This window comes from Sphingobium xenophagum NBRC 107872 (assembly GCF_000367345.1).
Classification (GTDB): domain Bacteria; phylum Pseudomonadota; class Alphaproteobacteria; order Sphingomonadales; family Sphingomonadaceae; genus Sphingobium; species Sphingobium xenophagum.
This window is the reverse complement of record NZ_BARE01000013.1, coordinates 53,556-66,680: the sequence shown is the minus strand read 5'-3', so window position 1 is coordinate 66,680 and position 13,125 is coordinate 53,556. Positions and strand designations below refer to the sequence as shown.

The following is a 13,125-nucleotide window of genomic DNA, read 5'->3' as shown; positions in this document are numbered from 1 at the left end:
TGTCACCCTCTCGATAGCTCGACACCCCTCCGTCATCGCTCCGCGCTGACACCTCCCCTGCAAGGGGAGGATAGCCGGGCCGCGTACAACCTTGACCGGCTTTGACTCTTTTTAGGCGGACGGCAGTTCCGGTTCCAGCAGCCGGTGCAGATGCACGATCACATAGCGCATTTCCGCGTCGTCGACGGTCCGCTGCGCGGCGCTGCGCCACGCTTTCTCCGCCGACACATAGTCAGGGAACACGCCGACCAGATCGACCTTGCTCAGGTCCTGAAAATCCAGTGTCTGTGGATCGGTAACGCGACCGCCCATCACCAGATGCATTTTGCTCATGGCGTTATCTGTCCTCTTTTGGGTGAACGCTGCTCCTAGCAGCGGTGCAGCGTCCATCCAAGGGGGGCAGAGGGGGCAATTGCGTGCTTTTGCTGCCGGCGCGATTAGTTTTTCGGCAATCGCGCCTTTATCGCATCGGCCAGCGCGTCAACCTTGGCGTTGACGAGGGCCACGACATCTTCGGTAATGTGCGTAGCCTTGCCCGGCAGATCGCTCGACGCTGCCGTCTTGCGCGCCGTGGCGGCCAGATCGCTCGCGCTTTGCTTGATCGATTCCGCGCCATCGGTCGCGGCCGATCGGGCAGCAAGCGCTGCCTCGACCACGCGCGCACCAGCGGCGCTGGCGATGCCCGGCAGCGCTTTCATGGCAGCCCGGCTCTTGGGGAACATCCACGCGACCAGCGCACCCGCCGCGACGGCGCCAGCGACGGCCACGACCGGATGCTCCTGCACGATCTGATTGGCGCGCGTCGCGATCTTCTGCGTACGGTCGCGCGCGTCGCCATAGGCTTCGCTTGCTTTATCCCGGCTGGTCTGGATCAGCTCGCCTGCGCCTTCGCGGGCCTTTCCGGTGCCATCCTTGATCTTGTCCGTCGCGCTTGCCGCGACATCATTTGCCGCTTCGCGAACGCGGCTCAGTTGGGCGCGAATATCAGCCATTTTCAGTCTCCGAATGGTCGGGGTTCGTGTCGGTATGTCCAACGTACAGTCGCCCGAAAAGTGCCGTAAGCGGGCGACGGACAAGGAAGAGCAGGATGGCCGCGCCCGCCGCCCCCACCATGGCCGGCCGCTGGCGTGCCGTGGCGGCGGCATAGGCCATGCCGTCCATCGCAACATCCACCACCTTGGTCGTCGCGTCCTGCTTCAACCGGGCGGGCGTTACCCGCGCCCTGGCTGCCTGAGCGCTGGAAATCAGGCTTTGTTTTGCGGCCTCGGCCCGCGCGACAGCCTCGCGATATTGCAACGCACCACTCATGGGGTAATCGCCTTCTTCATCCGGGAGATCCGTGCCTTTGCCATCAGCAAAAGCCCGGTCGTGACCAGCAGGCTGGCGCCCAGCACCGCGAAGGTCGCCCAAAGCGGGCCAAGCTGTGGCGATAGCGCGATGATCAGCCCGATCAGGAATGCCACCAGCGTGGCGAATATCAGCATGATCGCCACCACGGCAAAGATCGCGGCATCGCGCACGCCTGCCCCGATAAGGCCGGCGCGCGCCTTCTGCTTGTCCGCTTCCGCCGCTGCATAAGCACGGCCATCGGCATAGAGACGGGCAAAGACATCACGCACCGATTCGTCGGGCGCGCCGTCCTCATGCCCGTCGGCTTGCGGCGTGACCGCCGTTTCCGCTGGCTTGTCTGTCAAATTGTCCTCCGCCCCGTTCGCCGGAGCCTTTGCGCAGATGTCAGGTGTCGCTGTCCGAACCCTTGGCCAAACGCATCAACACGAAGCCGACCACCGCCGCCGCGCCGATGGCGACAGCCGGGCTTTTACGCACGAAATCGCGCGCTTCGTTCATCAACTGGTCGACATCCTTGCTGTCCAGCGTGTCCGCCGCGCCGGCAACCGATTCGGCCGCCTGCCGGGCATAATCGCCATATTGCGGACCGAGCTTTGCATCGACCGTGCCTGCCGTATCGGAAATCAGCTTGGCCAGGCTCTGCATCGCCGTGCCGGTCTTTTCCTTGGCGACGCCAGCAGCTGACTTGGCGGTCTTGCCTGCCTGTTCCTTGATCGGGTCGATATGCGACTTCCAGTCGACAGCGCCCAGCGCGTCGGTGGCGGATTTGGCCGCCTTTTCCGCCTTCGCCTTGATGGGCGCGATCTGCGCCGACCAGCCGGTCGATGATGCGCCGTTGCCGGGCTTCTTCGTGGCCTTCGCGCTGGTGGTCGCCTTTGCGGTCGTTGCCTTTGCGGCCGCTACCTTGCGCACGGGCGTCTTGCGCACTGGCGTTGCCTTGACCACGGGGGCGCTGGCTGCGGTGGCCTCGACCGGCTTGGCCTTGCGCGGCCTGCCGACCGACTTTTTCGGCGCTGTCTTGGCGGGCGGGGTGTCGGGCGTGTCGGCCATGGTCCTAAGTCTCCCTTTCGGTTGCGCGGCTGGGGCGCGCGCCGCGGCAAATGATACTTGGGTCAAATGCTTTGCGGTCGCTCACAGTTCCGTAGCCGTTCCAATTTCGACCATCGGCATTTTTTCCGCCCATGCAAGCCCCTCTGCATTGCCAAGCACGGGGGCGCTGGCTAAGCGGAGCGCGAAAATAGGCGTCCTGCCGCAGCGCAGGCCATATTTCAGGGAGCGACCATGACCGCCATTCTCGACATTCACGCCCGCCAGATTTTCGACAGCCGGGGCAATCCCACCGTCGAAGTCGACGTCACCCTTGAAGATGGCAGCTTTGGCCGCGCCGCCGTCCCGTCCGGCGCATCGACCGGCGCCTATGAAGCGGTGGAAAAGCGCGACGGCGACAAGAGCCGCTATATGGGCAAGGGCGTGCTGCAGGCGGTTGCCGCCGTCAATGACACGATCGCCGAACAACTGATCGGCCTGGACGCGGAAGATCAGGGCGAAGTCGACGCCGCGATGATCGAGCTGGACGGCACCGACAACAAGTCGAACCTTGGCGCCAACGCGATCCTGGGCGTCAGCCTGGCGGTGGCGAAAGCGGCTGCCGATGCGCGCGGCCTGCCGCTCTACCGCTATGTCGGCGGCGTATCCTCGCACGTCCTGCCGGTGCCGATGATGAACATCATCAACGGCGGCGAACATGCCGACAATCCGATCGACTTTCAGGAATTCATGATCATGCCGGTCGGCGCGGAAAGCATCGCCGACGCCGTGCGGATCGGGTCGGAAATCTTCCACACGCTGAAGAAGGGCCTGCATGACAAGGGGCTGGCGACGTCGGTGGGCGACGAGGGCGGCTTTGCCCCCAACATCGCCTCTACCCGCGACGCGCTGGATTTCATCATGCTGTCGGTCGAAAAGGCGGGCTACAAGCCGGGCGACGATGTCGTGCTGGCGCTCGATTGCGCCGCGACCGAATTTTTCAAGAACGGCAAATATGAGATTTCGGGCGAAGGCCTGTCGCTCAGCCCGGTCGAAATGGCCGATTATCTTGCCGCCCTGTGCGCCGACTATCCGATCAAGTCGATCGAGGATGGCATGAGCGAGGATGATTTCGAAGGCTGGAAGGCGCTGACCGACAAGATCGGTGGTTCGGTCCAGCTGGTCGGCGACGACCTGTTCGTGACCAATCCCAAGCGTCTGGCCATGGGCATCGACATGGGGCTGGCCAATTCGTTGCTGGTCAAGGTCAACCAGATCGGCACGCTGACCGAAACGCTGGCGGCCGTCGATATGGCCCATCGCGCGCGCTACACCGCCGTCATGTCGCATCGGTCGGGCGAGACCGAGGACGCGACCATCGCGGACCTCGCCGTCGCCACCAATTGCGGTCAGATCAAGACGGGTTCGCTGGCGCGTTCCGACCGGCTCGCCAAATATAATCAGCTCATCCGTATCGAGGAAGAACTGGGCGACATCGCCGTCTATGCGGGCCGCTCCATCTTCCGCTAAAACTGTCGGGATTCGGTTGGCCGCAAGTTAACCATTTTTTACTTGCGGCCAGTCTCTCCCTGTGATTCATCTTGGTCATGGCGCACATCGCGAAGCTTCGTTCCCTTCTTTTCTCGGCCTTTGGTCCGGCGGTCGCGCTGCTGCTGCTGCTCGTCTTTGCCCTCTATGTCGTGCTGGGGTCGAACGGGGTGCTGGCGTGGGGCGATTATTCGCGTCAGTTGCGCGCGGCCAAGGCCGAACTGAAAAGCACGCAGGCGACGCGCGCCGAATTGCGCAATCGCGTCGAGGCGCTCGATCCGCGCCGTGTCGATCCCGATCTGGCCGATGAACTGATCCGTCGCCAGCTTGGCGTCATCCACCATGACGAAGTGATCGTTCCGCTCAACTGAGCCGCCTTCAAGGAAAACGTAAGGTTTTTGCGTAGAAATCGCTGTAGCCGCAATTTTACTGCGGACGGATTGATCTTGGCTTTGCAAACTTCGCAGATGGGGTGAAGTTTGCGGAATTCTTATTGATCTGGCCCGGATTCAGGGGCTTCGTCGTTGCAATATCTCCGGCACTCCCGCTATATCGGACTTCCTTCCATCCTACCCCACGCAAAAGGATAAGAGCCTTGGCGAAACCAACGACGCCGCGTCCTTCACGCGCAACGGCAAAGGCGGCTGCACCCGCCGCCGGCGCGGACCATAACCGGCCTCGCCCTGAAACTCCCACTGATTACAAGGCATCCAAGGAAGAGTTGCTGGAATTCTACCGACAGATGGTCCTCATCCGCCGGTTTGAAGAAAAAGCCGGGCAGCTTTACGGCCTGGGCCTTATCGGTGGCTTCTGTCATCTTTACATCGGCCAGGAAGCGGTTGCCGTCGGCATCCAGTCGGCGCTCAAGCCCGGCAAGGACAGCGTTATCACCGGCTATCGCGACCATGGCCACATGCTGGCCTATGGTATCGACCCCAATGTCATCATGGCCGAACTGACTGGCCGTGAAGCGGGTATTTCCCGCGGCAAGGGCGGTTCGATGCACATGTTCAGCGTCGAACATAAATTTTACGGCGGACATGGCATTGTCGGTGCGCAGGTGTCGCTGGGCGCAGGGCTGGGCTTTGCGCACAAATATAATGGCGATGGCGGCGTGTGCGTCGCCTATTTCGGCGACGGCGCGGCCAACCAGGGCCAGGTCTATGAATCCTTCAACATGGCCGAACTGTGGAAGCTGCCGATCATTTTCGTCATCGAAAATAATCAGTACGCCATGGGCACCAGCGTCAACCGCTCGTCGGCCGAGGACCAGCTCTATCGTCGGGGCGAAAGCTTCCGCATTCCCGGTATCCAGGTCAACGGCATGGACGTGCTGGCCGTGCGCGGCGCGACCGAGGAAGCGCTCAAATGGGTGCAGGGCGGCAATGGCCCCATCCTGCTGGAAATGAAAACCTACCGCTATCGCGGCCACTCCATGTCCGACCCGGCCAAATATCGCTCGCGTGAGGAAGTCCAGGCGATGCGCGACAAGTCCGACCCGATCGAGGGCGTCAAAGCCTATCTCTCCGCGCAAGGCGTGGGTGAGGACGAACTCAAGAAGATCGATCAGGACATTCGCAAGATCGTCAGCGAAGCGGCTGATTTTGCTGAAACGTCGCCTGAGCCGGAGATGGCTGAACTCTATACAGACGTGCTGGTGGAGCAATATTAATGGGTATCGCAATCAAGATGCCGGCGCTCTCGCCGACGATGGAAGAGGGCACGCTGGCCAAATGGCTGGTCAAGGAAGGTGATGAGGTCCGTTCGGGCGACATTCTGGCCGAAATCGAAACCGACAAGGCGACGATGGAATTCGAGGCGGTCGACGAAGGCAAGATCGGCAAGATCATGATTGCCGAGGGCACCGAAGGCGTGAAGGTCGGCACCGTGATCGCCGAGATGGCGGGCGAGGGCGGCGAGGAAGCTGCGCCCGCACCCAAGGCCGAAGCCAAGGAAGCGCCCAAGGCGGACGCCGCGTCCGAAGCGCCGAAGAAGGCCGAGAGCGGCACGTCCAAGCTGGCCAGCGACGTCAAGGCGTCGGTTCAGGATCCGGCCATTCCCGAAGGCACCGAGTTCGTGAAAACCACGGTCCGCGAAGCGCTGCGCGACGCCATGGCCGAGGAAATGCGTGCCGATGAGCGCGTGTTCGTGATCGGTGAGGAAGTCGCCGAATATCAGGGCGCCTATAAGGTAACGCAGGGACTGCTCGACGAATTCGGCGCCAAGCGGGTCATCGACACGCCGATCACCGAATATGGCTTTGCCGGCATCGGCACGGGCGCGGCGATGGGCGGTTTGCGCCCGGTCGTGGAATTCATGACCTTCAACTTCGCCATGCAGGCGATCGACCACATCATCAACTCGGCGGCCAAGACCAATTACATGTCCGGCGGCCAGATGCGTTGCCCGATCGTGTTTCGTGGTCCCAATGGCGCGGCCAGCCGCGTGGGTGCGCAGCATAGCCAGAATTACGGACCCTGGTATGCCGCCGTCCCCGGCCTGATCGTCATCGCCCCTTATGACGCTGCCGATGCCAAGGGGCTGCTCAAGGCCGCGATCCGCAGCCAGGACCCGGTCGTGTTCCTTGAAAACGAACTGCTCTACGGTCGCAGCTTCGACGTGCCCAAGATCGATGATTATGTCCTGCCGATCGGCAAGGCGCGGATCATGCGGCCGGGCAGCGACGTCACGCTGGTCAGCTATTCGATCGGCGTTGGCCTTGCCCTCGAAGCCGCCGAAACGCTGGCGGCAGAGGGTATCGATGCGGAGGTCATCGACCTGCGCACGCTGCGCCCGCTGGATACGGCGACGGTGCTGGAAAGCCTGAAAAAGACCAACCGCCTTGTCGTGGTGGAAGAAGGCTGGCCGACCTGCTCGATCGCGTCGGAAATCGCCGCCGTGGTCATGGAACAGGGCTTTGACGATCTCGACGCCCCGGTCCTGCGCGTCGCGAACGAAGACGTGCCGCTGCCCTATGCCGCAAACCTCGAAAAGGCAGCCCTGATCGATTCGGCCCGCGTCGTCGCGGCGGCCAAGAAGGTCTGCTACAAATAAATATCAGGGAGCGGGCGGCGGACAAACGCCGCCCGTTTCTTCGTTCAGTCGCTACGGCCCGTCAGGAGCAGGTCGAGGCTGTGACATTTTCCGAATTGTAAACCTGGGTCAGATCGCGACTGTCGCGGACATTGAAGGCTGAGGTTTCGGTGATGTCACTAAGCGGCAACCAGAATAACGGCATCAGCCTTTTGTAACGATATCGGATTTCTACGAACATCACGGCGGTTCCGGTTGCGGCCTTCAATTCCTTGCCGGTCGGTCCCATGCCCGCGAACGATGTACCGGTTGCGCCAGTGCCCTGCGTGCCATAGGCCGAGGCATAGTTGACCGCTCCAAAACAGCGCTGCCATTTGATCGTCTGCCCGCCATCGCCGTTCAGTTGCAGGCTGGACAGGATGATGCGGCTGTTGGCTGCCAGGTTCAGGCCCGACGCCTGAAGATCAGCGCCGATGAACACATCGTTGATTTCCGCTTCGCTGATCGGCTTGTCGTTGATCGCGCTTTGCGCGCCCATGCGGGACGCATTGTCCGATACCATCACGCCCAGTTCGCCGACCCGTTTTACCGTGATGGCATAGTTGGTCAGTTCCAGCGCCGATGTCGTCAGGATCATAAGGAAAGGCAGGACCATGGCGAATTCGACCAGCGCCATGCCGCTTTCACTGCGCCGCAGACTGCGCACATGATGTCGCCATCCGTTGCGAAGGGCGGAAGGGGAAGGCAGGATCGCGGTCATGCTGTGATCTTCATATGCAATTGCCGGTGAGGGGTTCGGACTGCTTGTCGAAGGGCTGGTTGCGCAGGATGGTGCTGGACGCCATGGTCACTTGTTGCGACCAGCCCAGCAGATAGGCCATCGGGAAGATGCGATTGTAGCGCAGCGTCACGGTATAGATGGTCACGTCTTTCGCACCGCCCTGGCCAGTCACGCCTGAATCCAGATCGCGCACATTGTTGCCGTTGGCGTCATCGAAGGTTTCGTTATTGTTGCATATGCCGTCGCCATTGCCGTCGACAAAGGCTTCGGCCTTCGATTGCGCGCGGCCATAGGATTTATACGCCATGCGCGAGAAGCTGAAATCGCCGCCCGCCACGAGGCGCTTTACCGACGCTTCCACAACCCCGTCGAGCGCATCGCGATTGGCTTGGGTTGCCGTTTCCAGCGCCGATGCGCGCCCGGCTGCCTGTACCTCCCCGCTCAGGATCGCCCGTGCATAAAGATAATAGGCAGTGTCGAACAGGAACATCAGGATGAGGATCAGCACCGGCGCGACAAAGGCGAACTCCAGGACCGTCACCCCGCGCTTGTCACGGCGCAGGGCGCGCAGCAGCCCCCTGCCGGGCCATCGCGAGACAGCGCGTTTCATCGTGTGATCCGCAATTGGGCGATCTGCGACGCGATCTGGGAGAAGGTCGTCGTCAACTGATCGGCATTGTCCGCCTGATAGGCACGGCCCGGCGATGCGCAGTTCGACAGTAGCGTCGTGAGATTGGTGCCGAAGGCGATGACCCAGACGGTGATGTTCTTCTGGGTCTTGGCAATCGTGCACAATTCAGTGAGACGAGCTTCCGTGATGGCATTCTGATCGGCGTTGGTTGGGATGGACGCCGTGGATGTCCGGCGCCGGGACACGGCGGACACACCCCATGCGTCATAGCTGCCAATGCGCGTGTCGGTTTCACCGTCGGTCATGAAGATGAGGTTGCGGGCGTAGCGCCCGGTCGATTCCGCTGCTGCATGCTCGGCCGCGAACAAGCCTTCGCGTGACATGAGGCGCAGGCCCCAGAGCATGCCGATATCATGATAGGTAAAGCCCGCCGTCGTCAGCCCTTTCATGTAGGTCGACAGGGTAGAGGAGTCGATTTCCGCCAGCTTGCGCGCATAGGTCGGACAGGCGGCATATTGGTCGGTTGACCCATTGGGCGTGTAATAGTTGGTCGTGGAATTGGGCGACACGACGCGGGTGTAGGTCGGGGCCGAACCGCTATATTCCCAGCCCGACGTCGAGGTTGCACCACTGGCGCGGCGGCCATAGACAACCCCAGGGAGGAATGGCTTCCATTGCGTTTCAGGCTTCGCCGGATCGGGAATCAGATCGATGTCCATGTCGTAACGGGGAACATCAGTCCCTTCATTGTTGCGACGGGTGGCGCGTTCCTCGATGCAGGCGTTGGCCTGAGTCCAACTGATTTTTCGAGCCGCGGTGAAATTATTGGATACTGGTGCTGTGAAAAAGCCGCCGCTGACCAGTTCATCGCCCGAACCGGCGCCCTTCAAATCGGCCGCGGGGTATGTCACTGGCTTGTAGATCCAGTGATAGGCTGTCCCATCCGCATTCTGGTCACCGGCATTGGGATTTTCTGACACGGTCTGGGTATAGGTTTCGATCAAATTATTATAGTTGGTCGGCGTTATCCAGCACACGCCTTTATTCAGGCCTGCCGAATAGGTGACGCCGTTGCGCGTCCGGACGCGTGTCCGCGATCGGGGCAGGGCGGTGGCGGACGGCGACCATGCCGACCATGCGGTGTAGGTATCGCTCAGCGAATTTGCCGGCGCGGAGCATGTTTCCGAAGAGCCCTGATATTTGGTGCCCGTCGACGTATTGCCACTATCCACGACAGATGTGTTGGTAGTGATGGTTCCGCCCTGTGTTGACCCAGGAATAACCGACGTTCCGTCCGGCACGCGGGAATCATAGACTGGATTGTCCTGAATCCAGTTGCGCTTGAGCAACATGCCGACATTGACCGTCGAGGAATAGGGCACGAAACCATAGCGGATATGACTGCCCGCCGGCTTCACCTGTTGCAGGGCATTGTAGAAATTCTGGACGGCGGTGCGTAGCACGGCGATGCGGCTTTCGCTGTCGCCGGGGTTGACGTCGTTCATCGACAGGGTGGTGTCTAGCACGAACATGACGTCGGTGTTGGGCAGTTGCAAATCCGCCGTGCATTCAGCCGAAATGGTACGGCTGCTGAAGCCGAACAATTTCATCAGCGTCATGGGCACCGCGACGGACGCGGTGCCGGTCACGGCGCCGGTGTCTGATGCGGCATAGTGGATCGTGGGTGCCCCAGCGCCATATTTGTTGGCGGGAAAATTCAGATTGAAGAAATTCTTGGCGGTTTCTTCATTGCTGTTCGCGCCGGTCGTCCAGGTAATGCCGGACATGGAGCGGCGCCCCGCCAGCGCGCCGGCGTCGCATGCCTGCTGAAGGCGGGTCTTGGCCAGGTAGAGCCGACTGACGTCGATACCCCCGCCGATCAGGCCCGCCAGCGGGAAAATCGCCGCGGCGACGATGGCAAGGACATTGCCAGCCTCGTTATGTGCCAACCGGGCCATAAACCCGTTCGTCCGATTGATCTGCTTGCCCATCTGTCCGCAATCACCCATGTCGCGCCCAACACCCCCCATGTCCGGGCGGGGCAATTCTGTTCGCCTATGCAGGCACTCTGGTTAGAATGTGTATGAGGAAGATGGTTAAAGGACCGATAACTACCGTGCCTGATGATGGCCTTTCCCCGCTGGCGACGCTGCTCAGCGCTCATGCGGGGGCGGACGGGGCGCGGCATCGGGCGATCTGGGCCTATGATGGGCGGCTGGCGCATATCGCGCGATCGACCCGCGAACCCACGATCGGCCAGATGCGGTTGGCATGGTGGAATGACGTCATCGACGATGTGTCGGGGATCAAGGGGCAGGGGGAGCCAGTGATCGACGCGATGCGCGCGACGGGCGCCGCCGCCGCGCCGGGACTGGTCGCGATGATCGATGGCTGGGAAATATTGGTGGTGGAGCCGGAAATCGATGTGGCGGGTCTGCGCAGCTATGCGATGGGACGCGGCGGGGGGCTGTTCCGGGCCCTGGCGGGGCAGGCGGACGTCCCCGACTGGCTGGTACAGGCGGGGCAGGTGTGGGCATTATGGGATCTTTCGGGCCATGTCGGCGATGATCGGCTGGCCGATGAAGCGTTGACGCTGGCCAAGCAACTCGTGACGGACCCGCCACCCGACTGGCCGCGCGCCTGGAAGCCGCTGCGGATAGCCTATACGCTCGCCCGGCAGGATGTGCTGGCCGGACGCCGCGCGCCCGCCGCCATGCCGCGCGCCTTGGCGTTGCGGCTGTTGCGGGTTGCGCTGTTCGGACGCTAGGATAGGCTGGCGAAGCAGCCGGGGAGAATGAGGGCATGGGGCGATTGCTGGCAGGCGCGATGGCGATGCTGCTGCTGATCGCGGGCGGCCTGTTCTGGTGGCAGGGGCGAGCGAGCAACCAGCCGGTCCCGCAACTCGCATTCGCCCCGCCGCCACCACCGCCGGTCGAGAGTCTGCCGCTGGGCGATCCTGACGCCATCGGCGACGCGCCGCCCATGCCCGCCGAGGCCAGCCCGCAAAGCCGCGAACAGCGGCGCTTTGCCCGTTACGACCGCAATCGCGATGGCGTCATCACCCGGATCGAGATGATGGGCAGCCGGACCAAGGCGTTCAAGGCGCTCGACAAGGATGGCGACAATCTCCTCTCTTTCGAGGAGTGGGCGGTCGCGACATCGGATCGTTTTGGCGCGGCGGACGGGAACAAGGACGGCAAGCTCACCCCGGCGGAGTTCGCGGCGACAGCGCCGAAACGCAGCGCAAAGCCGAAGTGTAAATGCTGATTCGTGTTCCCGCGCAGGCGGGAACCCAGTCCCACGCTCCGAACTAGGCTCCCGCCTGCGCGGGAGCACCTTGTTGTTCAGGCGATCTCCATCTCGCCCAGCCACGCCCCCAGCGATGCGCGCGCGCGCGCCGTATAGGCCTCCTTGCGCTGCTTTTTCTTCACCTCGTCCAGCGTTGGAAACAGGCCGAAATTGACATTCATCGGCTGATAGTCGGCACTCACGACATTGCCCGTCACATGGCCGAGCAGCGCGCCCAGCGCGGTGTCGGCGGGCGGTGGCGTCATGACGCGGCCCTGCAATTCCGCCGCTGCGAACCGCCCCGCCAGCAGCCCGATCGCGGCACTTTCAACATAGCCCTCGCACCCCGTCATCTGCCCGGCAAAGCGGATATGCGGCGCGCTTTTGAGGCGCAGCGTCGGATCGAGCAGCTTGGGTGACTGGATGAACGTATTGCGATGCAGCCCGCCCAGCCGCGCAAATTCGGCCTTCTCCAGCCCCGGTATGGTGCGGAACAGCTCCACCTGCGCGCCATGTTTCAGCTTGGTCTGGAACCCGACCATGTTCCACAACGTGCCGCTGGCATTGTCCTGCCGCAGCTGCACGACGGCATAGGGCCATCGCCCGGTGCGCGGATTGTCCAGCCCCATCGGCTTCATTGGCCCATGGCGCAGCGTTTCCGGGCCGCGTGACGCCATCACCTCAATCGGCATGCAGCCCTCGAAATAGGGGGTGTTGGCCTCCCACTCCTTATACTCGGTCTTTTCGCCGTCGATCAGACCCTGGACGAAAGCCTCATATTGCTCCCGGTTCATCGGGCAATTGATATAATCCTTGCCCTCGCCACCGCCGGGGCCGATCTTGTCCCAGCGATTGGCCATCCAGCATTGATCCATGTCGATGCTGTCATGGTGGACGACCGGCGCGATCGCGTCGAAAAAGGCCAGATGCTCCATGCCAGCCGCCTGGCCGATGCTGGCCGCCAGCGCAGGCGCGGTCAGCGGCCCGGTCGCCACGATGGTCATGCCGGACGTGGGCAGCGTGTCGATCCGTTCGCGGACGATCTCGACATTGGGATGATCGGCCAGCGCGCGGGTGACGCCGCCCGAAAAGACGTGCCGATCCACCGCCAGGGCGGAGCCGGCGGGCACCTTGGCCGGCTCGGCCTGCGCCATGATGACGGAATCGAGCCGCCGCATTTCCTGATGCAGCAGCCCTACGGCATTCTTGTCGGCATCATCGGATCGGAAACTGTTGGAGCAGACCAGTTCAGCGAGGCCCTCGGTCTGGTGGGCTGGGGTCATATCCCCCGCGCCACGCATTTCCGACAGGCGCACTTTCACCCCCGCCTGCGCCAATTGCCACGCCGCCTCGGACCCGGCCAAACCGCCGCCGATGATATGCACCTGATACTCTGTCACTGATCCGCCTTGATGTCGCACTTCTGCCGTTCGGGCCACGGCCTATAGACCAAGGTGACGCGGCAGGA

General features: G+C 62.4%; 15 protein-coding genes. 6 read left to right on the top strand and 9 right to left on the bottom strand.

Going from position 1 to position 13,125, the window contains the following annotated elements; translation table 11 throughout:
* Nucleotides 1–111 precede the first annotated feature (111 nt).
* From SX1_RS08045 to SX1_RS08025, 5 genes are all read right to left on the bottom strand, one after another.
* A complete protein-coding gene (locus SX1_RS08045; protein ID WP_019052568.1) occupies nucleotides 112–333 on the bottom strand; it encodes a DUF4170 domain-containing protein in 222 nt (73 codons plus the stop codon).
* Nucleotides 334–437: 104 nt separating this feature from the next.
* Entirely contained in the window at nucleotides 438–992 is a 555-nt protein-coding gene (locus tag SX1_RS08040; RefSeq protein WP_017184678.1) for a DUF883 family protein, read from the bottom strand.
* The gene (locus SX1_RS08035; RefSeq protein WP_019052567.1) at nucleotides 985–1,308 is read right to left on the bottom strand and encodes a hypothetical protein; all 324 of its coding nucleotides are present in this window, start codon (nucleotides 1,306–1,308) and stop codon (nucleotides 985–987) included. Before SX1_RS08035 ends, SX1_RS08040 begins: the two co-directional genes overlap by 8 nt.
* Nucleotides 1,305–1,694 (bottom strand): phage holin family protein, encoded by a 390-nt coding sequence (locus SX1_RS08030; protein WP_019052566.1) that lies wholly within the window; start codon nucleotides 1,692–1,694, stop codon nucleotides 1,305–1,307. The genes SX1_RS08035 and SX1_RS08030 overlap by 4 nt, the downstream gene beginning before the upstream one ends.
* Before the next feature lie 40 nt (nucleotides 1,695–1,734).
* Nucleotides 1,735–2,400 (bottom strand): hypothetical protein, encoded by a 666-nt coding sequence (locus SX1_RS08025; RefSeq protein ID WP_019052565.1) that lies wholly within the window; start codon nucleotides 2,398–2,400, stop codon nucleotides 1,735–1,737.
* A 231-nt stretch (nucleotides 2,401–2,631) separates the two neighbouring features.
* Between SX1_RS08025 and eno the strand changes: the two genes are divergently transcribed.
* The 4 genes from eno to SX1_RS08005 all read left to right on the top strand — a co-directional run bounded on the left by eno (nucleotide 2,632) and on the right by SX1_RS08005 (nucleotide 6,978).
* Nucleotides 2,632–3,906, top strand: a complete 1,275-nt coding sequence (gene eno / locus SX1_RS08020; protein WP_017184674.1) for a phosphopyruvate hydratase — start codon at nucleotides 2,632–2,634, stop codon at nucleotides 3,904–3,906.
* A 77-nt stretch (nucleotides 3,907–3,983) separates the two neighbouring features.
* Nucleotides 3,984–4,295, top strand: a complete 312-nt coding sequence (locus SX1_RS08015; protein ID WP_017184673.1) for an FtsB family cell division protein — start codon at nucleotides 3,984–3,986, stop codon at nucleotides 4,293–4,295.
* A 224-nt stretch (nucleotides 4,296–4,519) separates the two neighbouring features.
* A complete protein-coding gene (pdhA, locus tag SX1_RS08010; protein ID WP_026002681.1) occupies nucleotides 4,520–5,596 on the top strand; it encodes a pyruvate dehydrogenase (acetyl-transferring) E1 component subunit alpha in 1,077 nt (358 codons plus the stop codon).
* Complete coding sequence (locus tag SX1_RS08005) at nucleotides 5,596–6,978, top strand: pyruvate dehydrogenase complex E1 component subunit beta (protein ID WP_019052563.1); 1,383 nt, start codon at nucleotides 5,596–5,598, stop codon at nucleotides 6,976–6,978. The genes pdhA and SX1_RS08005 overlap by 1 nt, the downstream gene beginning before the upstream one ends.
* Nucleotides 6,979–7,039: 61 nt before the next feature.
* Here the strand turns inward: SX1_RS08005 and SX1_RS08000 are convergent, their stop codons facing one another.
* Genes SX1_RS08000 through SX1_RS07990 form a run of 3 tightly spaced genes read right to left on the bottom strand, consistent with a single transcriptional unit; the run spans nucleotide 7,040 to nucleotide 10,327 of the window.
* Complete coding sequence (locus tag SX1_RS08000) at nucleotides 7,040–7,717, bottom strand: TadE/TadG family type IV pilus assembly protein (protein WP_019052562.1); 678 nt, start codon at nucleotides 7,715–7,717, stop codon at nucleotides 7,040–7,042.
* 10 nt (nucleotides 7,718–7,727) lie between these two features.
* Nucleotides 7,728–8,348, bottom strand: a complete 621-nt coding sequence (locus SX1_RS07995) for a TadE/TadG family type IV pilus assembly protein (RefSeq protein ID WP_017184669.1) — start codon at nucleotides 8,346–8,348, stop codon at nucleotides 7,728–7,730.
* On the bottom strand, nucleotides 8,345–10,327 hold the full coding sequence (locus SX1_RS07990) for a TadE/TadG family type IV pilus assembly protein (protein ID WP_255209720.1): 1,983 nt from the start codon (nucleotides 10,325–10,327) through the stop codon (nucleotides 8,345–8,347). Before SX1_RS07990 ends, SX1_RS07995 begins: the two co-directional genes overlap by 4 nt.
* A 158-nt stretch (nucleotides 10,328–10,485) precedes the next feature.
* Here SX1_RS07990 and SX1_RS07985 point away from each other — a divergent pair, with 158 nt between their 5' ends.
* The gene (locus SX1_RS07985) at nucleotides 10,486–11,136 is read left to right on the top strand and encodes a hypothetical protein (RefSeq protein ID WP_019052560.1); all 651 of its coding nucleotides are present in this window, start codon (nucleotides 10,486–10,488) and stop codon (nucleotides 11,134–11,136) included.
* A gap of 35 nt (nucleotides 11,137–11,171) precedes the next feature.
* The gene (locus SX1_RS07980) at nucleotides 11,172–11,636 is read left to right on the top strand and encodes an EF-hand domain-containing protein (RefSeq protein WP_019052559.1); all 465 of its coding nucleotides are present in this window, start codon (nucleotides 11,172–11,174) and stop codon (nucleotides 11,634–11,636) included.
* A gap of 77 nt (nucleotides 11,637–11,713) precedes the next feature.
* On the opposite strand, the gene trmFO is transcribed toward SX1_RS07980, so the two are convergent.
* Nucleotides 11,714–13,057, bottom strand: coding sequence for a methylenetetrahydrofolate--tRNA-(uracil(54)-C(5))-methyltransferase (FADH(2)-oxidizing) TrmFO (trmFO, locus tag SX1_RS07975; protein ID WP_026149581.1), 1,344 nt, complete (start codon nucleotides 13,055–13,057; stop codon nucleotides 11,714–11,716).
* Nucleotides 13,058–13,125: the final 68 nt, after the last annotated feature.